Raw genomic sequence first — 22,651 nt, 5'->3', positions numbered from 1 at the left:
CCAACAGCTCGGCTTAGAGGGATGCCCTTTTTAATAACAAATTTACTTGTTTGAATCAGTCACAGGCTCTGTGGAGATGCTTGCCGGATCGACAAAACTGTAGCCCTTGTCCTCCAGCTTGGTTAATAACGTGTCCAAAGCTTCAACCGTCCAGGGAAGCTCGTGCATAAGAATGTTCGCACCGGGATGAAGCTGCTCGAGCACATTTTTAACTACCTTATCTGGATTGCTGCTCTTATCTTTGGTCTTTAGTGTCCAGTCAAGTGAACCGTTGGACCACGTCATATAGAGAAGTTTGTTGTCCTTGGCAACTTTGCGCCCAACATCGCCCCCTTCACCAAATGGAGGACGGAAGAATACGGGAGTTTCACCGGTTAGCTCTTTGACGATCTTTTGAACATCCTCAATTTGCTGTTTCACCTTGGGAAGGGGCTGCGATTTCAGAGAAATATGATCCCAGCTATGGTTGCCAATCGGCTGTCCCCGGTCGTGAATTAGCTTAAGCAGTTCGGGATTTTCTTTAATTCGATATCCATTGACGAAGAAGATGGCCTTGGCTTTATGCTTGTCTAGCACATCAATAATTCCATTAATCCATTCTTTGTTCTTAGGTCCGTCGTCAAAGGTCAGAAGAACGACTTTCTTCTCGGTACCTTCTTCATTTGGGACAATGTTATAGACTTTGTTCATATGATATTTGATTTCTGGAACAGCCTTTGTCTGTTCTTTCGATTCCGCTGATGGTTCATTAGTCCCTTTGGTGCTGACTGACTTGTTATCTGTCTGTGGTTCTGTGGCAGAGGGGGCTTCCGTTGCTTGTTGGGACTTTGATTGGGCAGGACTGCTGGCTTTTGTATTCGAATCAGTTGGAAGCTGATCCGCTTTTTGACTGCATGCGCTTAAAATCATGCACGTAGCCGCAATGACTAGAAGTTTTTTGTTCAACAAAGATATCATCTCGCTTTCTGCATTACACCCGCATGAGTTGACGACAAATGGCTAACACTACATACGATTCTAACATACAAGGAGGTGTTTAACGTGAATTCTTCCTCATTTATAGGAGGTCTAATTCTTGGAGCGGCAGGAGCTGTCTGGCTTTCAAAAAGAAAAACTCACTTGTTAAGCTCATCTGGATCGCCATTCTTGGCTGGGCTCACAAATCAAAAAAATGAAGGTTCCTCCACAGGAATTACACCTTCATCTTATGGCTCTCATTTGGGCCAGGTGTCTCCCAGTTCTGCGTCGACCAGCTCGAATCATTCGAAGGAATCCAACTTGAATACAATCAAGAGTATCATCAAAGGAAATCCCGGTCTTCACCGTGAAGTGGAGCAAATCTTGAAAGAAACAAACACAGTTATACCTGGTTTGTAAACGGCTTTAACAAAAAAGAATCATTTCCGCTGCCTTCTGGGCTTGTAGGAACTGATTCTTTTTTGTCTGTATATCTGGAATGAATCAGGGTGTGTAATCCAAATTCTAACAATTCATGAATTTAACCAAAATTTAAGGCTCAATTTCTTATGTTCAATGCTTATATTTGCGTGCATTTGAAGAAAATAAATGATAACATACTTACATAGAACCATTTCCAGCACAATATAAAACAGGTTTCATAATCTGTTGATAACACGGCTTGGAGAGGAGGATCCTGTATGAAGATAGAAAGACTGGGCCAGGATAAGATACGGATTTTCCTCACTTTTGACGATCTTAGCGAGAGAGGCATTCAAAAAGAGGACATGTGGCAGGAAATTCCTAAAGTCCATGACCTGTTCACAGAGATGATGGATCAAGCTTACAGTGAAGTAGGCTTTGACGCCTCAGGACCTCTTGCCGTTGAAGTGTTCGCTCTTCCCGCTCAGGGAATGGTCGTCATTGTGACACGGGGGAAATATGAGAATCATCAATTTGGTTCATTGCATGAAGATGAAATGCCGGAAGAAATTTACGAAATGGAAGTCACGCTCGAACTTAGCGATGCCATTGTATATGCATTTAGTGATTTTGAAGCATTGATCGAAGCCGCTCATGTTTTGCAGCCAACGATAACCGATGCCGGCAGATTATTTAACTATAAAGGGAAATGGATTCTACATTTAGAGCCGGAAGACTTGGACGAAGGTAAACATCCTGCACTCATTGCAGTTCTAGCCGAGTATGGGGAAGCTACATCAGTAACTCCTGCGGTACTAGAAGAATACGGTAAGCTTGTGATGGCAGAGAATGCTGTCCGGGTGATCTGTGAACATTTCAAGCGTCAATCTTAAGATTAACTAAGGATTGCAGATATACACCTTAAGCGGCGGTTACATTGGAACCGCCGCTTACATTAGGTAGGGCGGCGATCAGCAAAAGGAGGAGAAGCCGTTGCTTTGGTTTGCTATAGGAACTGCAGCGGTGGCTCCAGGGGTCGCGCTGCTTACCTATTTTTATTTGAAGGATAGATATGATGCCGAGCCCCTTCATATGGTGATCAAGATATTCCTGCTTGGATTCCTGATCGTTCTGCCGATCATGATTCTGCAGCGGGGTATGACTCATTGGCTTGGTGATAATTCGTTCGTTGAATCTTTCCTTGTATCTGCTGGGATTGAAGAACTGATTAAATGGTTCGTACTGTATCATATGATCTATAATCATATGGAGTTCGATGAACCCTATGACGGAATTGTATACGCTACGGCGGTATCTCTGGGATTTGCGACGGTTGAGAATGTGATCTTTGCTCTTGCACATCAGGCATCCGTAGGTACGCTTCTAGTACGGGCTCTTCTTCCTGTATCAGGACATGCCATGTTTGGGGTTATTATGGGTTACTACCTGGGCAGAGCTAAGTTCTCAGAAGGGCGCAGAAGTCACAAGTTCTTAATTTTCTCCTTACTGCTCCCCGTATTCTGGCATGGGGTCTATGACTGGATTCTTAATTACACTACGCAATATTGGATCTGGTACATCATCCCATTGATGGCTTTTCTCTGGTTTGGTGGGATTGGCAAGATGTATCGGGCTAATGACCGATCTCCTTTCCGGCTTACAGAAGCCGGTGGCAGCGATTAACACAGGTAAATGTTGGGCACCCTAATCTTAAAAGGCGATGTATTCATCCCATTAAGAAAGGGTGCTTTTTCGTTATGCGCGTTAAAGTGAAAATTATATGTAAAAATTGCGGGGAACGGTTCGTTTTAAGGGGCAAAAAGGAAAGTGGACGCATTGAAACAGGATTCAAAATGTGTGTTTGTGATAACAAGGAACTCTTCGAAATTCAGGAAGAAACGCTCTGAAATCCAAGTCTTCCGAAATCATGCATAAAGCTTCTTTCTTCTTGTCAAACTAATGGCAGTTAATTGAAGAAAGGAGCTCGTGAATTTGTATGTACAAGAGACTAAGTGCTGTTCTGTTCCCCATAAGTGCAATCTTGCTAATCGGGGCTCTCATCTGGGGCTATCAAGAGAACCAGGAGAAAAACTCAATCCTGATCAAGGCAGAGAATCAATATCAGCGGGCCTTTCATGATTTGTCCTATCATGTAGATCGTCTGCATGGAGAGATTGGTAATACGTTGGCCGTTCACTCCGCATCTACACCCATGCATCGCAAAGGGCTTATGAATTTATGGCGGATCACCAGTGAAGCGCAGAACGAGATCAACCAGCTCCCGCTCACCCTTTTGCACTTTAATAAGACTGAAGAGTTCCTGTCCAAAATATCCAAGTTCTCTTACCAGACCGCCAACAGGGATCTCACAAAGCAGCCTCTGACGGACAAGGAGCTTAAGAATCTTAAGGAGCTCTACAAAAACTCAAATGAGATTTCATCAGAAATCCAGAAGGTTCAAGGGAAGGTCATCAATAACCATTTGCGCTGGATGGATGTGGAGACCGCTCTAGCCAGCGAACATAGGTCACAGGATAATACCATTATTGACGGTTTCAAAACAGTTGACAAAAAGGTTAGTGAGTACCCCGAGCTGGACTGGGGTCCTTCCGTACTGAGCATTTACAACAAGCGTTCAGTTAAGAAGCTGAGCGGGGCTCCGACTACAGTTGAGCAAATAAAAAAGAAAGCAGCTGACTTTGCTGGCCACACCGATCCAACTAAAGTTCAGGTTAGCGAGAACGGAAAAGGGACAGAATGGTCTTCCTTTACGGCTACCGTACCAGGGAAAGTAAAGGGTGACCGATTGTCGATCGATTTTACCAAGAACGGTGGACAAGTGATCGCTTATAACTACACCCGCCAAGTGGGAGCCCGCTCGATTTCGGATGAAGAAGCTCACCGCAGTGCAGCTCATTTCCTGGAGAGTAAAGGTTATAAGAACATGCAGGCTATTGTCTACGATCCTTCGGATAACATAGCTAACCTGACCTATGTAACCAAGCATGATGATATATTGATATATCCGGAGAAATTGTCCGTGCGCGTTGCGCTGGATAACGGCCAGGTCATTGGTCTCCAATCCAGTGATTATGTATACGAGCATGAGAATACGCCAAAAGTCTCACAGCCTAAGTTAACTTTAGCTAAAGCGCGTGAGTATTTGAATTCGGATCTCAAAGAGACGTATCACCGCAAGGCTCTTATCGAGAATGAACAGTCCGAACGTGTGGTAACGTATGAGTTTGGCGGCCGGATCAATGGTTCACAGTATAGAATTTTCATCAATGGAAATACAGGCGCTGAAGAAGCTGTAGAGGAAATTCGATCTGGACGTAAAGGTGCTTCGCTCAAATAAAGTATGAAAAGGCATTCTTCCTTGTTGGGTAGGATGCTTTTTTTTGTGAAGTTATCCTTCACGCTCCCGGTCACCATGCTATAATGTCAAATAGACAAAAATTCAGGTGGGCGGGTGAAGAGGTTGCTTCCGAAAATCAATGATCTTGTATATATCCAGGTTGCCTCAGAAATAGAAAAGGAAGAGAAAATTGAGTACAAGTCACGCATCTCCGAAATGGAGGAGGATTCCTTCCTAATAGAGGTGCCGATTCCTGTTGATGGTGGCGGGATGAAGAAGCTTTATATGGGGGATGAACTATCGGTATATTTTCTGACTGATGAAGGTGTCAAAAATTATTTCAACACTTATGTGCTTGGATTTGTCAGTGACAATATCAAGCTGGTTCGGATTCGCAAGCCTGATCCGGAATCGATTACAAGAATTCAGCGCCGTAATTTCCTCCGGGTGACTGCCGATCTTGAGGTAGCTGTTAAGACTCCGAATAACATTCGTTTTGTAGCTCGGACTGAAGATATAGGTGGGGGAGGCTTCTCATTCTACTGCGAACCCCAATACAGCCTACTTGAGGGTGATATCCTGCACTGCTGGGTCCTTCTTCCTTATAAGAATGGGTCAATTGAACATGTGCCTATTGAAGCTGAGATTGTCCGCACTAAGAAACTTGAGACAGGCAGAAGTCTAGTTATGATGAAGTTTGAAAGCATTTCCGATATGGAGCGCCAGAAGCTGATTAGATACTGCTTTGAACGCCAATTTGATTTTCGCAATCGGTGATTATGTATAGTGGATCAAATTTCTTATTTCCGGGAACGGTAAGCATAAATCCCTAGGAGATGAGCGTGCTTATGGAACAAGAAGACATTAAGGAATTGTTGCCCGTACATAGATATGAAGGGTTATTTCTGAATTTTAGCAATAAGGTTCATAAGGTATTCATTAAGCTGCTGATCGCTCTGCTGATTGGCCTTTTTCTATTTCAGACTTTGCTAAAGGTACCTACAATCAGGTTGTTCCTATCGTCTGCCGAACACTTTGAAGGCAAGCCACTGCCGCCCTTGCAAGTGCTGCTTGAAAAATTTACCGATAAGTGAACGCTTTTGCATCACCCTATGTTGTGTGGTATAATTTTCACGTCGCAGGCAATGCCTGCTTTTTTATTGAGGCCATTGTTTGAGGAGGAATACCCCGTTGGCAAGTCATAAGTCATACGAGAGCGGGAATATCAACATCGCAATAGACGGACCTGCTGGGGCCGGCAAAAGCACAATCGCCCGAAGGGTGGCAGAAGCTCTTGCTTATGTCTATGTAGACACAGGGGCAATGTACAGGGCAGTTACCTGGTACATGCTTCTCAAAGGAATTGAACCGGAAGAAGATCAAAAGGTGCTTCAAACGGCTCAAAACATGGTTATTGAATTAAAACCGGGAGTAGATGGCCAGAAAGTGCTGGTTAATGGTGAGGACGTTAGCGACCAAATCCGTTCACTCGCGGTGAATGCCAAGGTGTCCCGATATGCGCAAATCGAGGGGCTGCGCAACCTGCTGGTTACATTGCAGCGGCAAATGGCTTTGCGCAAAGGCGTCGTCATGGACGGTCGCGATATCGGCACTACAGTACTCCCTGATGCGGAAGTTAAGGTTTTTATGACCGCAAGTGTGCAGGAACGGGCACGGCGCCGTTATAATGAAATTAAGGATACGGCTGCCATCACCTTGGAACAGCTTGAGCATGATATTGCCGAGCGGGATCGCCTTGATGAACAGCGTGAGATATCACCGCTTCGTCAAGCGGAAGATGCCGAATTTCTGGATACAACGAACATGAGCCTGTCTGAAGTTACGGATGCGATCATTTCGATGTGCAGAACGTATGGGAAGGAACGAGGACGGATATGATTTATTACTTAGTTCGCGGGGCGCTTAGGATTATTTACAAGTTTCTGTTCAGATTGAAAGCAATAGGACTTGAAAATATTCCAAAGGAAGGCGGCGTGCTGCTTTGTTCCAATCATATCAGTAACTTTGATCCGCCTACGGTCGGTATTCTGTTAGACCGCAAAGTTCATTTCATGGCAAAGGCAGAGCTTTTCGAGGTTCCCGTACTCGGATGGCTCATCAAACAGCTCGGCGCTTTTCCCGTCAAACGTGGAGGCGTGAGCAAAGAATCAATTAAAACTTCTTTGACGCTGCTGCGAAGCGGCAAAGTTATGGGCATTTTCCCTGAGGGAAGACGTTCGAGTTCAGGGGAGAGCGGAGTGGCTATGAAAGGCGCAGCAAGTTTTGCGCTTCGCAGTGATGCGGCTGTCATTCCGGCTGCCATTATTGGGAATTATAAATTATTTCGCAGAACCAAAGTAATTTATGGTGCACCAGTGGATCTATCCGAATTTCGTGAGACACCGTCTCCTGATTCGCTCGAACTGGCCACTGAGAAGATTATGCATCACATTGCGGAGCTTAAAGCCCGCGGATAAAAGACCCGTATTTACGGGCCAAATCATGCATGAACAATTGGAAGTTTGGAAAGCTACTATATAATGCATGTTTTGAACCACGCTAGCCGCGGGTTTAAATAAATGGGGTTTTGAATCGAGGAGGGTATTGAGATGTCGGAAGAAATCAAAGACCAGCAAGACAATACTGAAGTGACAAATCAAGATGAGTTGGAGCAAATCGTGTCCTTGAAAAAAGGTGACACCGTCAAAGGATCTATCGTTAAAGTTGAGGATAACCAGGCTTACGTAAGCATTGGATATAAATATGACGGCGTCATTCCTATTCGTGAATTATCTTCTATTCATCTGGATAATGCTTCGGATGCAGTTGAAGTAGGACAAGAAGTAGAAGCCAAAGTCGTAAGCATCGATGATGAGAAAGAAAGACTGGTTCTTTCCAAACGTGCGATCGACAGCGAGAACGCTTGGGAAGTCCTGACCCAGCGCTTTGAGAACAAAGAAACATTTGAAGTCACTGTTGCTGATGTAGTTAAAGGCGGCATTGTTGCAGATGTTGGTGTTCGCGGATTCATTCCTGCTTCTATGGTAGAGCGTCATTTCGTTGAAGATTTCAGTGACTATAAAGGTCGCACTCTTCGCGTAAAAGTGAAAGAAATTGACCGCGAGAACAACAAAGTCATTCTTTCCGCTAAGGATGTTCTTGATGAAGAATTCGAGCAAAACAAACAACAAGTAATGGGCAACCTAAAAGAAGGACAATTGATCGACGGTAAAGTACAACGTCTGACTCAATTCGGCGCTTTTGTTGATGTAGGCGGCGTGGATGGACTTGTTCACGTGTCCGAAATCGCATGGAATCATGTTGACAAGCCTGCTGATGTTCTTTCCGAAGGCGATGAAGTGAAAGTCAAAGTTCTGAAGGTTGATCCGGAGAAAGGCAAAATCAGCTTGAGTATTAAAGCTGCTGCACCTGGACCTTGGGAGACAGCTGCAGAACTCTTCAAGACTGGCGACATCGTTAGCGGTGAAGTGAAACGTCTGGTTACTTTCGGTGCTTTCGTTGAAATTGCACCTGGAGTAGAAGGTTTGGTTCATATTTCCCAAATCTCTCACAAACATATCGGTACACCTCAAGAAGTACTTAAAGAAGGCGAAACTGTCCAAGTCAAAATCCTTGACGTGAACCCTTCCGAGAAACGGGTTAGCCTGAGCATCAAAGAAACTGAAGAAGCTCCTGCTCAAGAAGCTAAGCCGGAAAGAACGGAAAGAAGAGGTGGCGGTGGTGCTGATCGTGTGAACCGTGAGGATATCAACAACAATCCTAACGTTTCTCTTAGCAACCAAGGTCTTAGCATTACACTTGGAGAGCGCTTTGGCGATAAGCTGAGCAAACTCAAATAATATATTCTCACCATGAAGAGGAATCGGCGAACTCGTGACGGGTTCGCCGATTTTTTTGTAGCTTAAGCTTAAGTTATCCATGGATTGGTTAGCCAAGCAAGTTATTTTTTGCTATGATGAGTTACGAGTCACAAAGACAAGTTTACGATATCGTTATATATGGCAAAACTTCATGTAGTTGAGAGACATCACTTTCAGCTCTTGTTATAAAGTTAAGCAGGCCTACGTAAACATTTAGGAGGAGTTCATATGGCAAGACCCGTTGTGGCTATAGTAGGACGTCCAAATGTGGGAAAATCTACGATTTTCAACCGCATTATAGGCGAACGATTGGCCATTGTGGAAGATAAACCGGGAATTACCCGTGACCGAATTTACGGAATTGGGGAATGGAACGGTAAATCGTTCAGTATTATCGATACCGGAGGTATTGAGCTGGACGGGGAAGACATGATTCTCAAATCGATTCGGATGCAGGCTGAACTTGCCATCGAAGAGGCAGACGTCATTATATTTATGTGTGACGCCAAATCAGGCTTGACCCAGTCGGATGAAGAAGTGGCTGCTCTTTTGTATCGTTCGGGTAAGCCCATCATTCTTGCTGTAAATAAAGTGGATAACTTAAGCCGCGCGGATCATATTTATGAGTTCTATAATTTAGGCTTTGGCGATCCAATTGGAGTATCAGGCAGCCATGGTACTGGCGTGGGTGATTTGCTTGATGCGATTGTGGAGAATCTGCCTGAGCTTGAAGATGAGGAATACGATGAAGATGTGATCCGGGTTGCCCTGATCGGACGACCGAATGTAGGTAAATCCTCGCTTGTAAATGCCATTCTGGGAGAAGAACGTGTCATTGTCAGTGATGTAGCAGGCACAACGCGTGATGCGATTGATACTCCTTTTGAGAAGGATGGCCAGCGCTACGTCTTAATTGATACCGCGGGTATGAGAAAAAGAGGCAAGGTGTACGAGACAACTGAGAAATACAGTGTCATGCGTGCAATGAAGGCAATTGAACGTGCCGATGTGGTGCTTGTTGTCATTAATGGTGAAGAAGGCATTATTGAACAGGATAAGCACATCGCCGGTTATGCTTATGAAGCGGGCAGAGCCTCAGTCTTCGTTGTTAACAAATGGGATGCTGTAGAGAAGGACGACAAGACCATGCATAATTTTGAGAAGAATATTCGTGATCACTTCTTGTTCATGACTTATGCTCCTGTTGTCTTCCTATCTGCGCTCACTAAACAGCGCCTTCAAAAGCTGCTCCCTGTAGTTCAGCATGTCGCAGAGCAGCATGCCAGACGCGTTCAGACTCATCTGCTGAACGATGTTGTCTCTGATGCGGTTGCCATTAATCCTCCTCCTACGGATAAAGGACGCAGGATGAGAATTAATTATGTCACTCAAGTGACGGTTAAGCCACCGACCATTGTGGTCTTCGTCAATGATCCGGAGCTCATGCATTTCTCGTATGAGCGTTATTTAGAGAACAAAATCCGGGCAGCATTTGACTTTGAAGGCACACCGATCCGGTTGTTTACCCGCCGTAAATCGGATGAAGGTTAGGAGAGAGAAGTGTGAGCTTAACATCTGTTATAGCAGTAATTATTAGCTACTTGTTAGGTTCAGTCAGCTTCAGCGTGGTGCTGGCCAGAACCTTGAAAGGCATTGATATACGGCAGCATGGCAGCGGAAATGCCGGGGCAACCAACACCCTTCGTGTGCTTGGTAAAGGCCCGGCAATCCTGGTGCTGGTCCTGGATGTACTCAAGGGAATCGCTGCAATCTGGCTTGGACGCTGGATCGGTGATGATTCTGACTGGGTACCTGCCATCTGCGGAATTGCCGCCATTATCGGCCACAATTGGCCGATTTACTTCAGATTCCGCGGAGGAAAAGGGATTGCTACGACCATTGGTGTCATGGCGTCCCTAGCTTTCCTTCCTTCTCTAATTGCCGGTTTGATTGCCATAGTTTCTATTGTTATTACGCGCTATGTTTCACTTGGTTCTTTGCTGTTTGTCGGTCTGACTCCCATTCTCTTGCTGATCATGGGAGCACATGGACCTTATTTCTGGACCAGCCTAATTATTTGTGTCTTTGCTTTCTGGAGACACCGCACGAACATTGTGAAAATTGCGCAGGGTAAGGAGAACAAACTCGGATCCAAAGGGGGAAGCAGGGTTGTTTAGTAAAGCTGCTGTACTAGTTGCGGGAAGCTGGGGGACGGCCTTAGCGAGTGTTCTTGCGGATAAAGGGATACAAGTATCTCTTTGGACGCGGAATGAGAAGCAAATGGATGAAATTAACCGGGAACATAAGAACGAGCGTTTTTTGCCGGGGATCTCTCTTTCGGCCAATATACAGGCGACAACAGATATGAAAGAAGCAGTGAGTGGAGCGCAGGCTGTCATTATGGTAGCTCCGTCTTCTGCCGTTCGTGAGGTATCTCGCCAGTTAAAGCAGTATTGGACCAAGGATATGCTGGTTGTTCATGCTACTAAAGGGTTCGAGACAGAGTCGCTGAAGCGTATCTCTACTGTAATTTCCGAGGAACTTGGATGTCAGGAAGGACATATTGTTGTTCTATCCGGTCCAAGTCATGCCGAGGAAGTCGTCAAACGCTGTCCAACTACCGTAGTAGTCGCTTCTTTGGAAGAGGAGCAGGCGAAGCGTGCCCAGGATTTGTTCATGAATAACTTTTTCCGGGTATATACCAATCGGGATTTGGTTGGAGTAGAGCTTGCCGGAGCATTGAAGAACATTATTGCTCTGGGAGCGGGAATGTCGGACGGACTTGGATTTGGAGATAATGCAAAAGCGGCACTTCTTACTCGGGGGCTGGCGGAAATTACTCGAATCGGTGTAGAGATGGGCGCTAATCCGCTCACGTTCTCTGGACTTGCTGGTATTGGTGATTTGGTTGTTACTGCAACAAGTCAGCACAGCCGTAATTGGCGTGCCGGATCACTTCTGGGTCAGGGCAAGCCGCTTCCAGAAGTGTTGGAGTCCATGGGAATGGTTGTAGAAGGTATACGGACTACGAAAGCTGCACATACGATGTCAGAGAAATATGGCGTGCAGATGCCGATTGCAACTCAGCTCTATCATGTTCTGTTTGAAGATATGCCCGCCAAGACGGCGGTCGAAGCTCTGATGGGCCGGGATCGCAAGACGGAAATGGAAGTCATGTCCCAGGAAACCTGGGAACAGTGGCATACTTAGTTGATGCCCACACCTTTTCTGTGCATTAGTCATACATTAAGTGTAACGACTGCCAGAGGAGGGGAGAACTTGAACAAGAACATTTCTAAAGAAGCTCTGAATGCGATTAATAAGAAGACGGGCAAGCCGATTACGGAGAATGCTGTGAAGAAACTGGCGAGCACCGTTAAGCCTTCTACACTTCAGAGTGAGACGCAGCTGCGGCAACTGATTAAGCAGGTATCTGCTATGGCAAATGTACCCGTATCTGAGGCGACAATTAATGAAATTGTTGGAGCTGTGAAAAAGAGTGGGATGAACCCTAGCAATATGGAAGCCCTTATGAAGTTAATGCTCAAAAAATAATACAGCTGCACTCCTTTATAGGTTTGAGAGAAGACCCATGCCCTGTACAACAGCCGGCAGGGTCTTTTTAGTACGCCGTAGCCCTTTTTTGGGGACAATGCTATAATGTTGTTCATAATAATGACACTGGGGGAACTCACACGCATGGATGCAATGACCAAAATGTGGCTCTCGATTGCGGCCATTCTTGTTATGGGATTGTCCGTATTTCTGATTACGTTTGCAAGGGCAAAGACTAGAGGCCTGGTTAGAGGCTTGCTTTCTTTGATTGCTTTTATTATTATGCTTGCTGGTTTTCTGGTAGGCGTTGTGTCCATCACTTAGAGGGCAAGCAGGAAGTTCACTAGAAAGAGGTAGAGTGATGGAGGGATTAAGAAATACCCACAACCCGGAGTTATTGGATGCTCTTCGTCATTTAGCACGCGAATGGGGAAACAGCCGGCAGAGGTGGCTTGTTGGAGGGAGTTGTGGACTTTGGCTCCAGAGCATTGCACTGGAACAAGCTCCTCGGGACATTGATGTGTACACGGACCTTACAGGCGCACGAGATCTTCATGAAATCCTGGGGATTCGATCCATAGATGAGCAGGTCTTTGATGAAAGTGGTATTTATGTCTCTCTCTTAAGCCATTATCAAATGGGTCAGTATGTGCTTGAATTGGTTGGTGGATTTGAGATTAAGACCGAGGGAAGCCATTATAAGGTTGAAATAGAGGAACTGCTGTCTGGACAAGCCCCTATAGTCCAGCTGGAGACCGAGCAGCTTAGATTGATGCCGTTAAGCCACGAATTTTTGTTCAATGTGCTGCGTGACAGGCCAGATCGTTACGTACCTATTGCCAGGGCGATCTGCCTTCATACGGAGGATCACCTTCCCCTGCTTCGGGATCTGATTACGCGGAATAAATGGTCTCAGAAGCATCTAGACATCATCGCCAGTCAGCTGAGTGGAGGGGGCATACTTGATGGATTGTGAGATAAAGTTTGAACCCACTGGTAAGATCGTTAAGGTACGCCGGGGAACATCAGTGCTTTCTGCTGCTCGTCAGGGCCGGATTCACATTGCAACTCGGTGCGGAGGGAACGCAGGATGCCTTATGTGTAAGGTCAACGTGCCGGATCAGCAGGGCCAAAGTGGACTTTCGACTCCAACTGATGCCGAGCGTCGTAAGCTTGGTTCTATGATGGATCAGGGAACAAGGCTGGCCTGTCAGGCTAAAGTTACAGGTCCGGCAGTAGTTGTACTGCCAGAGGATCCGCTTAAAGCGGCCATTCGCAGGCAGTTGGAGAAGCAGCAGGCAGAGGACGATTTATGGTAAGATGGCAACATTTATATTAGCAGATAAGGATGGGTAGGCTTGAACAATAAATTTGTACGGTTGATTTCCCGCTTTGGTGCTGTGATGTTTATTAGCACTTTTCTTCTCGGCGTATTGGGAGGATGTATGTATCCTAGAGAGAGCCGCCCGGGTAATCAGGTGTCTTACCGTGAGAGTGTGAATCGTCTGCAGCTCGCTGTCGATCAATTTCAGAAGGATCAGGGCATCCTTCCTATTCTGAATGCGGATGAATCGACTCCGCGGTTCGAGAAGTTCAGAATTGACTTGGATAAGCTGAATAAGACGGGATATATTGATGAGATTCCTGCAACGGCGTTTGAACAAGGAGGCTCGGCTTATTTCTTGATTCTCGATGAGGAGACAAAGCCTGTAGTGAAGGTCATGGAACTGACCACGGTACAGAAGGTCAATGATATTCAGCGCGCGGTTGATAAGTACAAGAGCAGTCATCAAGGCAAACTCCCGGTTGGGCAGGAGCTGTATCCTGGTATTTACTCCATTGATCTTATGGCGATCAACAGTGAGTCACTCGCCTGGACAAGCTTTTATTCCGGGCAAACTTCTGATTATCTTCTTGACCCAAGAGGACAGGTATATGTAGATTACGCGCTTGATATTATGCAGGCCGTAGAGAAGTCGGGGGTTACACCGAAGGCAGATACCGATCTTAGAAGCCTGCTTCTCGAGCATTCTTACTTTGTACCTGTCAAGTCTCTGCCCTATCACTGGCAGAACAAGCAGCCTGTTGCTGTAAGCCAATAAAGGACCCGTATAGGGTCTTTTTTTATTTAAACTCTCCTATTCTGATGACATAAAAATTATAGATTCACATACATATACAATATGGCGGATTTTCCGGTGATCGTGGTCTAACCCTTTGTCCCGGAACATAAATAATTCTCAGGTATCTATATATCTGTCATATTTCCGTATCTGGTACATATGATGGTACTAGTCCTAAAGCATGTACGAGTTCACGCCGCTTCGTTCCTATATCTCCAAACAGGCTTCTGGCGGCGGACACAGGTAGGGGCAACAACAGTGCTCTGCCGTTGCAATTATGAATGACTCAGTGAATAACGAAGCGGATGCTCTCAAAAGCATTTTTCCTTCGGCGAAATTTGAGGAGGGGATTTCATTGGCACTGGAAAAAGTAGATATTTTCAAGGACATAGCCGAACGTACCGGAGGTGACATTTACCTGGGTGTCGTTGGAGCTGTTCGTACAGGTAAATCAACCTTTATTAAGAGGTTTGTAGAAACGGTAGTCCTGCCTAACATTACGAACGAAGCAGACCGCGTGCGTGCAATCGATGAGCTTCCGCAAAGCGCAGCGGGAAAGACCATTATGACAACAGAACCCAAATTCGTCCCGAATAATGCCGTTCAAATTAAGGTGGACGAAGGCCTTGAAGTGAACGTGCGGCTGGTCGATTGCGTTGGATATGCAGTAGAAGGGGCAAAAGGATATGAGGATGAAAATGGCCCCCGGATGATCTCAACGCCATGGTTCGAAGAACCGATTCCTTTCCAGGAGGCAGCTGAGATCGGCACCCGCAAGGTGATTCAGGAACACTCCACCCTGGGTGTGGTAGTTACGACGGACGGAACGATTGCGGATATCCCGCGTTATTCCTATGTGGAATCCGAGGAGCGGGTCATTGCTGAACTCAAAGAAGTCGGCAAGCCTTTTGTCCTTATTATTAATTCAACTCGGCCCCGCAGTGAAGAAGCTCTTCAGCTTCGGAGCGAGCTTGCTGCGAAGTATGATATTCCTGTTCTCACGCTCAGCGCAGCAACCATGACAGAAGAGGATGTCACCGGCGTTCTTCGTGAAGTGCTGTATGAATTCCCAGTACATGAAGTGAATGTGAACCTTCCTAGCTGGGTTATGGTCCTGAATGAGAATCACTGGCTGCGCAGCAATTATGAGAATTCAGTTCGCGATACGGTCAAGGATATTCGTCGTCTCCGGGATGTGGATCGGGTCGTTGCTAATTTTCTTGAATATGACTTCATTGAGCGTGCCGGCCTCAGCGGCTTGAATATGGGTCAAGGGGTTGCAGAGATTGACCTGTTCGCCCCGGATGAGCTGTACGATCAAATCCTGACAGACGTTGTGGGTGTGGAGATCCGCGGTAAAGATCATTTGCTGCAGCTTATGCAGGAATTCACCCATGCCAAAAAGGAATATGACCGCTTCGCAGAAGCGCTGGAAATGGTCAAGACAACGGGTTACGGAATTGCCGCTCCATCGCTGGCTGAGATGGCCTTGGATGAACCAGAATTAATCCGTCAAGGATCCAGATTTGGAGTAAGGCTCAAAGCAACCGCTCCATCCATTCATATGATTCGTGTGGATGTAGAATCTGAGTTCTCGCCGATTATCGGTACCGAGAAGCAGAGCGAGGAACTTGTACGCTATTTGGTACAAGATTTCGAGAGCGATCCAATCAAAATTTGGGAATCCGATATCTTCGGAAGATCCTTGCATTCCATTGTGCGCGAAGGAATTCAGGGCAAAATTGCCTTGATGCCGGATAATGCACGTTACAAATTACAGGAAACGCTGGGACGAATCATTAACGAAGGCTCCGGCGGATTAATTGCCATTATTTTGTAAGCATGAGAATTATGACCGGCCAAGGTTCATCTTGGTCGGTTTTTTTCTATGAAAAGAGACTTGAATCCAGCGAAAACCCTGAAATACCTTGAAATTCTGCTTTAGGTGTATTACTATAAGTTTGTTCTTCCGAAGATTAACGTATATTTTCGGTCAAAACGGAAACAAAGTATAGCAGAGCAGCAGTTATTCCTTTTCGGGGAGGTGAAACAGGATGAATAAATCTGACTTGATCGCACAGGTGTCTGAAGCTACGGAACTGTCCAAAAAGGATGTTACTAAAGCCGTTGACGCGGTATTTGAAGCGATTTCAGAAGCACTTCAAAATGGAGACAAGGTGCAACTGGTAGGCTTCGGTAACTTTGAAGTTCGTGAACGTTCCGCACGTAAAGGACGCAATCCACAAACCGGAGAGGAAATCGAAATCCCTGCGAGCAAAATCCCAGCGTTTAAACCGGGTAAAGCGCTCAAAGACGGAATCAAATAAGATTTCTACATATTTCTTCCGTTACAAAGACCGTGAGCATTTGTTCACGGCCTTTTCTTTTGAATAGGGCAAGGCAATTCGAAGTGGGAGGTTTAATATAGTGGATGAACAGAACGTGAACAATGGGGACTACTTTGTAGTTAAAGCTAAAGAGCAGGGGGTTCAAGTAATTGGACTTACCCGGGGAAGAGATACCCGGTTCCATCATACGGAGAAGCTGGACAAGGGCGAGGTTCTGATTGCCCAATTCACGGATCATACCTCCGCAGTTAAAGTTCGCGGCAAAGCGATCGTCATGACCAAGCACGGTGTAATCGATACGGAAGAATAACCGCAGGCGCAGCCTGCTTTTTTTCATACACAAGATTAAGCTCGGGTAGAATTAATAAAGGCGTTCTTCCTGACGTCCAGACTGTATAAAATGAGGTATGGACCCTGAATGTATCTGCCACCAAGCAGGACATGAACTGTAGAGGGGGAGGATACCATGAAAAGATGGACGACAATCTTAACAGCATTCATACTGACACTGACCACTGCGCTTGCGGTGGCTGCATTTACAGCACACGGGGATACATGGAGGAGTATAGCAGCCTATAACGCTTTTGCCGATGGCAAAGTGATTGATCTGACGGAGAATAATTTGGTAGATGAACTTTCACAGCTTCCTCTATCGGTACGATTGTCAAAGGTTAACCTCAATCAATCGATCCTTTCGGTAGATTTAAAGATTGGTGAAGAGAGCTACCAGCCCTCCGTTCTGTACCTGAACATGGCCGAGCTGATTCGGTTTTCTTTTGAGCGGACGAGTAATGTGTCTCAACTGTTAATCCGGCTGGTTGCCGAAGACAAGTGGGTTGGTACCAAGCATTTGCTTCTGGCCTCGGATGTGCGCCGCGGAGAGTGGCCGCCTTCGGCGCTGGATGACTTGGAGAATTTAGGCGATCATCCTCTATCTGATGAACTGAGGCAGTATTTCCGTTTGACGGTTACAAGCTTGTGGAAGAACCGGTTTGAGTAAAGGTGCTGGTAAATCCTTTCGATTCAGCTTAACTCCGTGCGTGCCGAAACAACATATGCTATACTATATTGGATTGTGACATGTAAATAGACATCGTCAGTATGAGCGGCCCGGAGGAAGAGGATGAGAACTTATCGCATACCTGAATTAGCAAAAAAATACGTCGATTACGACATGATAACGACTCACACGGAGCTGCCGCCTTTTGCGAATGCCCGTGTTCGTTTGCTTTACACCTTTTTAAATTATCAAGAAAGCTTTAACGAAGTTGATGCCGAGAACATAGCGTTGGCCGTATATCTTGTTCAGCTAGGTATGGATACCCATGACCTAATCGATGCCGAACCGGTTCGCAAGGTGGAGAGCCGAATGCGCTCTCGCCAGTTAAATGTGCTTGCCGGGGATTACTTTAGCAGCCTGTTCTATGAACTGCTTGCCAGTGCGGGCAGGACGGAACTGATATCTGAGCTTAGTGCGGCTGTATGTGAAGTGAACCGTAAGAAAGTGAATTTGTATACAAAGGTGCTTCAATCAAATTTGTCTTCAGAGGATCTCTTCCAAAGTCAGGTTGAACTTAACATGGAGCTTTATCTGCCCTTAAGTTCACTGCTTGATCAGTCGTATCAGCATGCCTGGTTGAAGCTGCTTGATGAAGTCAGCCGCTGCGAGACAGCGATGATACAGTTGAATAATGTGCTAGCGGTAACTTCCGGGGCAGCTACGAACATTTCGGCAGCCCATGACTTGGTTACAGCCCAGTTGCAGCCATCTCTGGATCGAATCCAGCAGTTCATATTGGATTTGCAGGATGAAAGCCTTCGTAAAGAGCTGTACGAGCTGATTGAGCCTTTTGTCTCCATCCTAAGATTATCAAAGCCTGCTTTATAAGGAAGGGAAAGTGAAAGAATTCAATGGAATCACAATCTCCTAATCAAAAGGAACAATTTGTGCACTCCGTGTTCGAGAGCATTGCTCCAAAATACGATCTAATGAATGACATTTTAAGCTTCCGCAGACACAAGGCCTGGCGCAAATTTACTATGAAAAAAATGGCCATGTCGGCAGGAGATACAGCCGTTGATCTCTGCTGCGGAACATGTGACTGGACGATAAGCATGGCTGAAGAGAGCGGGGGACAGATCAAGGGTCTGGACTTCAGCGAGAATATGCTGCAGGTCGGACGGGGCAAGATTCATGCCCGCGGACTTGACGGAAAGGTTCAGCTATACCAGGGCAATGCGATGGATCTTCCTTTCGAGACCGGTCAATTTGATTATGCGACCATCGGTTTCGGTCTAAGGAATGTTCCTGATCTGCACCAGGTGCTCCGTGAAATGAAGCGAGTGGTTAAGCCCGGTGGCATGGTTGTCTGTCTCGAGTTGTCCAAGCCTACTTGGCAGCCTTTCAAAGGTATTTATTATTTCTACTTCAACAGAGTTCTACCGCTTCTAGGTAAAATGTTCGCTAAACGTTACGAGCAGTATAAATGGCTTCCGGACTCGCTTGTGCAATTTCCCGGCCGACATGAACTGGCTCAAATTTTCCGTGACATCGGACTGACTCAGGTGGAAGCTTATCCTCTGACAGGTGGAATTGCTGCTTTACATATCGGAATCAAGGAGACGCCAGATGTTTAAGAAAACTGTAATCTTTCTACAAATGATCAAATTTGAACATACCGTATTTGCCCTTCCATTTGCGTTTATGGGAGCTCTTCTGGGCTCCGTTGCGGTAAATGGTCACCTGCCCAGCTGGTCACAGATTGGCTGGGTACTGCTTGCCATGTTCGGAGCAAGAAGCGCCGCCATGGGGCTTAACCGTCTGATCGACAGGGTAAGTGATAAGAAGAATCCGCGCACCGCAGGCCGCGCCATTCCTGCTGGACTGCTGAGAATCAGCGAAGTCGTTGTTTTTATCGTAGTATCATTTATCTTACTATTCTGGGCTGCTTCACAGCTTAATCCGCTTTCAGTTAAACTTCTTCCCATTGCTGTATTTATGCTGGTGCTATATTCCTATACCAAACGCTTCACATGGCTTTGTCATGTGGTGCTGGGCATGACGATAGCCTTAGCGCCGCTCGGGGGCTGGGTAGCTGTGAACGGAACTGTAAATGGACCGGCATTGATTTTCTTTGCGACTATTACTTTCTGGGTGGCGGGTTTTGATATTATTTATGCTTGTCAAGATATCGAGTTCGATCGAAAAGAAGGGCTTTTCTCGATTCCAGCACGCTTCGGTGTTGCTAAGTCGCTTAAAATAGCCAGAGTTTTTCATATTATAACCGCGCTCGGATTCGTTGCACTTTTTCTTATGACACATTTGGGCTGGTGGTACATTACCGGAATGGTTATTGCTTATTTAATTCTTTTCTATGAGCATACCATCGTCTCCCCGAAAGACTTAAGTCGCCTTCAGACTGCATTCTTCCTGATGAACGGGGTTCTGAGCATTGTTGTATTTTCTTTCACGCTAATTGATCTGCTGGTGAATCAATGATGGACGTTCATATCGATTCTAAAGCGGTGGAGCTTTACTCATCCAGAGCGTATGTCGTAGGGATCACTGGAGCTAGCGGGTCGGTGTATGGAGTAAGACTGATCGAGGTGCTTCTTAAGTTTGGAATAACTGTCCATATCGTCATCTCTAATGCGGGCTGGCGGGTAATTAAAGAGGAACTCGGTTGGAACACGACTAACCGGGAGGCACTGCTTGCTGAGAAGTTTGGCTCCTACGCAGGAACTTATCGTTACCATCCTGTGGCAGATATCGGCGCATCCATAGCAAGCGGATCCTTTCGTGTTGATGGCATGATTATTATGCCATGCTCCATGGGCACGCTGTCATCGATTGCTCACGGCTCGTCTGAGAACCTGATGACCCGGGCCGCGGACGTAATGATGAAGGAATCCCGCACACTTGTGCTTGTGCCCAGAGAGACACCTCTGCACGCCATTCATTTGGAGAATATGCTTACTTTAGCAAGGCTCGGAGTACGGATGATTCCGGCGATGCCGGCCTTTTATTTCGGCCCGAAGCGCATGGATGATTTGATTAACTTCCTCGTGGGTAAAGTACTAGACAGTCTTAATATAGATCATCGCTTGTTTACGAGATGGGGGGATACAGGTGGACAACAGGGAGAACAGAATCCTCATCGGACAAATTGATTACACGAATGTGTGGCCGATATTTCATCATTTTCACCCGGAGACCTTATCGCGACGAGTGAGTATGGTAACGGAGGTACCCGCTATTCTTAACCGGCGGATGCTGGAAGGATCTCTGGATTTGTCACCGATTTCTTCGTTTGCTTATGGACTCGGTCACGAGCAATTTGTACTGCTGCCTGATTTATCGGTCAGTGCCAGAAATGCGGTCAATTCTATTTTACTCTTCTCCAGGGAACCCCTGGAACGAGTAATCAACGGCAAAATTGCTCTAACGAATACGTCTGCCACCTCTATAAATCTGCTTAAGATTATTGTGGAGAAAGCATATGGAGGCAGGCCTACATATTGGAATAGCGAACCCGAACTTACATCCATGATGCAGGAAAGTGATGCAGCCCTGCTTATTGGAGATCATGCGATACGGGCTTCATGGGAAGATCATGGTTATATTGTTACAGATTTAGGGGAAGTCTGGAAAAGATGGACGGGTTACGGAATGACTTTTGCAGTGTGGACGGTTCAACGGACTTTTGCAGAGCAAAATTCAGAGCTGCTGAGCGAGATAGTTGATGCTTTTGCTACGAGCAAGCAGCGGAGTCTAAGCGATTTGAAGCCTTTGATTAATCGGTCAGTTGAACACATCGGAGGCACATCGGACTACTGGCGACATTATTTCAGTAATCTATGTTATGATTTCAAGGACGAGCAGCAAGCCGGACTTGCGTTGTATTTTAAATACGCCTACGAAATGGGTCTACTAAAGACCGAAGTGCCTTTAAATATATGGAGTGACAATAAGCTGACACGGGTGAAAGAATGAAACTATTGGATATTTTCGGGACACTAAAGAAAGATATGGATGCTGTGGAGCAGCAGCTGTACCGGAGCATTGACGTGGATCAGGAGCTTCTTAAAGAAACCTCTCTTCACCTGCTTCAGGCGGGGGGGAAAAGACTGCGCCCTGTGTTCGTGCTGCTGGGTGGCAAATTTGGCAACTACAATCTGGATCGCCTTCAGCATATTGCAGTTCCTCTGGAATTAATTCATTCGGCATCCCTGGTGCACGATGACGTCATTGATGATGCCCACACCCGCCGCGGCAAGCCTACCGTTAAATCAAAATGGGATAACAAGATCGCCATGTACACCGGCGATTATATTTATGCCAAAGCGCTCTCACTCGTAACCAAGCTGGGTAACCCGGAGATACACCGGATTTTATCTAAAGCGTTGGTCCAAATGTCCATCGGCGAGATGGAACAAATTCGGGATTTCTTCAATACGAGTCAATCCGTCCGGAACTATCTGCTTCGGATCCGCCGGAAGACGGCTCTCTTAATCGCGGTGAGCTGTCAGCTCGGAGCGATAGCTGCTGATGCACCGGTTGAAGTGAGCAGAATGTTGTACCGTTACGGCTATAATGTAGGTATGGCTTTTCAGATCCGGGACGATCTGCTGGATTTAAAAGGCACCGAGAAGCAGCTGGGCAAGCCGCCAGGCAGTGACATGAGACAGGGAAATATCACACTTCCCGTGCTATTTGCCCTTCAGGAAGAGAGACTGCGAGAACCGCTTCTACGTGAGATTGCCGATATTCATGCCGGGGATGGTTCTGCGGATACTTCCCGGGCCATTCAGATGATCCTTGGCAGCCAAGGAATTTCACGTGCTGAATTACTTGCCGACAGATATATTGAGAAGGCGCTGTCCTCACTCCAGCGTCTCAAAGACAACAAAGCGAAGAAGCATTTGCAGGACATTGCTTATTTTGTCAACAGAAGAGCCTATTAAGCACTTATCACCCTTGCATTATTCTGCTAATATATGGAGTGA

General features: G+C 46.2%; 27 protein-coding genes. 26 read left to right on the top strand and 1 reads right to left on the bottom strand.

Features of this window, described 5'->3' with window-relative positions; all coding sequences use genetic code 11:
• Positions 1–42: 42 nt before the first annotated feature.
• Positions 43–948, bottom strand: a complete 906-nt coding sequence (locus EJP77_RS03720; protein ID WP_246021660.1) for a polysaccharide deacetylase family protein — start codon at positions 946–948, stop codon at positions 43–45.
• A 710-nt stretch (positions 949–1,658) separates the two neighbouring features.
• Between EJP77_RS03720 and EJP77_RS03715 the strand changes: the two genes are divergently transcribed.
• From EJP77_RS03715 to EJP77_RS03590, 26 genes are all read left to right on the top strand, one after another.
• Complete coding sequence (locus EJP77_RS03715; RefSeq protein WP_127197802.1) at positions 1,659–2,273, top strand: genetic competence negative regulator; 615 nt, start codon at positions 1,659–1,661, stop codon at positions 2,271–2,273.
• Between the two features lie 100 nt (positions 2,274–2,373).
• On the top strand, positions 2,374–3,063 hold the full coding sequence (gene prsW / locus EJP77_RS03710; RefSeq protein ID WP_127197801.1) for a glutamic-type intramembrane protease PrsW: 690 nt from the start codon (positions 2,374–2,376) through the stop codon (positions 3,061–3,063).
• A 313-nt stretch (positions 3,064–3,376) separates the two neighbouring features.
• Positions 3,377–4,738, top strand: a complete 1,362-nt coding sequence (ypeB, locus tag EJP77_RS03705) for a germination protein YpeB (protein ID WP_127197800.1) — start codon at positions 3,377–3,379, stop codon at positions 4,736–4,738.
• A gap of 123 nt (positions 4,739–4,861) precedes the next feature.
• Positions 4,862–5,515, top strand: a complete 654-nt coding sequence (locus tag EJP77_RS03700; protein WP_185897178.1) for a flagellar brake protein — start codon at positions 4,862–4,864, stop codon at positions 5,513–5,515.
• 71 nt (positions 5,516–5,586) lie between these two features.
• Positions 5,587–5,832, top strand: coding sequence for a hypothetical protein (locus EJP77_RS03695; protein ID WP_127197798.1), 246 nt, complete (start codon positions 5,587–5,589; stop codon positions 5,830–5,832).
• Between the two features lie 97 nt (positions 5,833–5,929).
• Positions 5,930–6,637, top strand: a complete 708-nt coding sequence (gene cmk, locus EJP77_RS03690) for a (d)CMP kinase (protein WP_127197797.1) — start codon at positions 5,930–5,932, stop codon at positions 6,635–6,637.
• Positions 6,634–7,215 carry a lysophospholipid acyltransferase family protein gene (locus EJP77_RS03685; protein WP_127197796.1) on the top strand — a complete coding sequence of 194 codons (582 nt, stop codon included), beginning with the start codon at positions 6,634–6,636 and terminating at the stop codon, positions 7,213–7,215. The genes cmk and EJP77_RS03685 overlap by 4 nt, the downstream gene beginning before the upstream one ends.
• Before the next feature lie 132 nt (positions 7,216–7,347).
• Positions 7,348–8,598, top strand: a complete 1,251-nt coding sequence (gene rpsA, locus EJP77_RS03680) for a 30S ribosomal protein S1 (RefSeq protein ID WP_127197795.1) — start codon at positions 7,348–7,350, stop codon at positions 8,596–8,598.
• A gap of 249 nt (positions 8,599–8,847) precedes the next feature.
• Positions 8,848–10,170 (top strand): ribosome biogenesis GTPase Der, encoded by a 1,323-nt coding sequence (gene der / locus EJP77_RS03675; RefSeq protein ID WP_127197794.1) that lies wholly within the window; start codon positions 8,848–8,850, stop codon positions 10,168–10,170.
• Between the two features lie 11 nt (positions 10,171–10,181).
• Positions 10,182–10,796, top strand: coding sequence for a glycerol-3-phosphate 1-O-acyltransferase PlsY (gene plsY, locus EJP77_RS03670; protein WP_127197793.1), 615 nt, complete (start codon positions 10,182–10,184; stop codon positions 10,794–10,796).
• Complete coding sequence (locus EJP77_RS03665; protein WP_127197792.1) at positions 10,789–11,829, top strand: NAD(P)H-dependent glycerol-3-phosphate dehydrogenase; 1,041 nt, start codon at positions 10,789–10,791, stop codon at positions 11,827–11,829. Before plsY ends, EJP77_RS03665 begins: the two co-directional genes overlap by 8 nt.
• A gap of 69 nt (positions 11,830–11,898) precedes the next feature.
• Entirely contained in the window at positions 11,899–12,174 is a 276-nt protein-coding gene (locus tag EJP77_RS03660; RefSeq protein ID WP_185897137.1) for a stage VI sporulation protein F, read from the top strand.
• Positions 12,175–12,279: 105 nt separating this feature from the next.
• Positions 12,280–12,498 carry a DUF2768 family protein gene (locus EJP77_RS03655; RefSeq protein WP_425464221.1) on the top strand — a complete coding sequence of 73 codons (219 nt, stop codon included), beginning with the start codon at positions 12,280–12,282 and terminating at the stop codon, positions 12,496–12,498.
• Positions 12,499–12,535: 37 nt separating this feature from the next.
• Complete coding sequence (locus EJP77_RS03650) at positions 12,536–13,150, top strand: nucleotidyltransferase family protein (RefSeq protein ID WP_127197790.1); 615 nt, start codon at positions 12,536–12,538, stop codon at positions 13,148–13,150.
• Entirely contained in the window at positions 13,140–13,493 is a 354-nt protein-coding gene (locus EJP77_RS03645; protein ID WP_127197789.1) for a 2Fe-2S iron-sulfur cluster-binding protein, read from the top strand. The genes EJP77_RS03650 and EJP77_RS03645 overlap by 11 nt, the downstream gene beginning before the upstream one ends.
• A gap of 39 nt (positions 13,494–13,532) precedes the next feature.
• Entirely contained in the window at positions 13,533–14,276 is a 744-nt protein-coding gene (locus EJP77_RS03640) for a DUF3939 domain-containing protein (RefSeq protein ID WP_246021658.1), read from the top strand.
• 382 nt (positions 14,277–14,658) lie between these two features.
• Positions 14,659–16,137 carry a stage IV sporulation protein A gene (gene spoIVA, locus EJP77_RS03635; protein ID WP_127198301.1) on the top strand — a complete coding sequence of 493 codons (1,479 nt, stop codon included), beginning with the start codon at positions 14,659–14,661 and terminating at the stop codon, positions 16,135–16,137.
• Positions 16,138–16,351: 214 nt separating this feature from the next.
• Positions 16,352–16,624: an HU family DNA-binding protein gene (locus tag EJP77_RS03630; RefSeq protein WP_127197788.1), complete on the top strand. Its 273-nt coding sequence runs from the start codon at positions 16,352–16,354 to the stop codon at positions 16,622–16,624.
• Positions 16,625–16,724: 100 nt separating this feature from the next.
• On the top strand, positions 16,725–16,955 hold the full coding sequence (mtrB, locus tag EJP77_RS03625) for a trp RNA-binding attenuation protein MtrB (RefSeq protein WP_127197787.1): 231 nt from the start codon (positions 16,725–16,727) through the stop codon (positions 16,953–16,955).
• A gap of 156 nt (positions 16,956–17,111) precedes the next feature.
• Positions 17,112–17,645, top strand: a complete 534-nt coding sequence (locus tag EJP77_RS03620; RefSeq protein WP_127197786.1) for a hypothetical protein — start codon at positions 17,112–17,114, stop codon at positions 17,643–17,645.
• Between the two features lie 123 nt (positions 17,646–17,768).
• Positions 17,769–18,533 (top strand): heptaprenyl diphosphate synthase component 1, encoded by a 765-nt coding sequence (locus EJP77_RS03615; RefSeq protein WP_127197785.1) that lies wholly within the window; start codon positions 17,769–17,771, stop codon positions 18,531–18,533.
• A gap of 23 nt (positions 18,534–18,556) precedes the next feature.
• Positions 18,557–19,282, top strand: a complete 726-nt coding sequence (locus EJP77_RS03610; protein ID WP_127197784.1) for a demethylmenaquinone methyltransferase — start codon at positions 18,557–18,559, stop codon at positions 19,280–19,282.
• Positions 19,275–20,144, top strand: coding sequence for a UbiA-like polyprenyltransferase (locus EJP77_RS03605; RefSeq protein ID WP_127197783.1), 870 nt, complete (start codon positions 19,275–19,277; stop codon positions 20,142–20,144). Before EJP77_RS03610 ends, EJP77_RS03605 begins: the two co-directional genes overlap by 8 nt.
• Positions 20,141–20,815 (top strand): UbiX family flavin prenyltransferase, encoded by a 675-nt coding sequence (locus EJP77_RS03600; protein ID WP_246021656.1) that lies wholly within the window; start codon positions 20,141–20,143, stop codon positions 20,813–20,815. The genes EJP77_RS03605 and EJP77_RS03600 overlap by 4 nt, the downstream gene beginning before the upstream one ends.
• Positions 20,775–21,638: a menaquinone biosynthesis protein gene (locus tag EJP77_RS03595; protein WP_127197782.1), complete on the top strand. Its 864-nt coding sequence runs from the start codon at positions 20,775–20,777 to the stop codon at positions 21,636–21,638. Before EJP77_RS03600 ends, EJP77_RS03595 begins: the two co-directional genes overlap by 41 nt.
• Entirely contained in the window at positions 21,635–22,609 is a 975-nt protein-coding gene (locus EJP77_RS03590) for a polyprenyl synthetase family protein (RefSeq protein ID WP_127197781.1), read from the top strand. Before EJP77_RS03595 ends, EJP77_RS03590 begins: the two co-directional genes overlap by 4 nt.
• The last annotated feature ends 42 nt before the right edge of the window (positions 22,610–22,651 follow it).

The organism is Paenibacillus zeisoli, from assembly GCF_003994465.1.
GTDB classification, from domain to species: domain Bacteria; phylum Bacillota; class Bacilli; order Paenibacillales; family Paenibacillaceae; genus Fontibacillus; species Fontibacillus zeisoli.
Note: the sequence above shows the minus strand (reverse complement) of the source record. Positions and strands in the feature narration are given on the sequence as shown.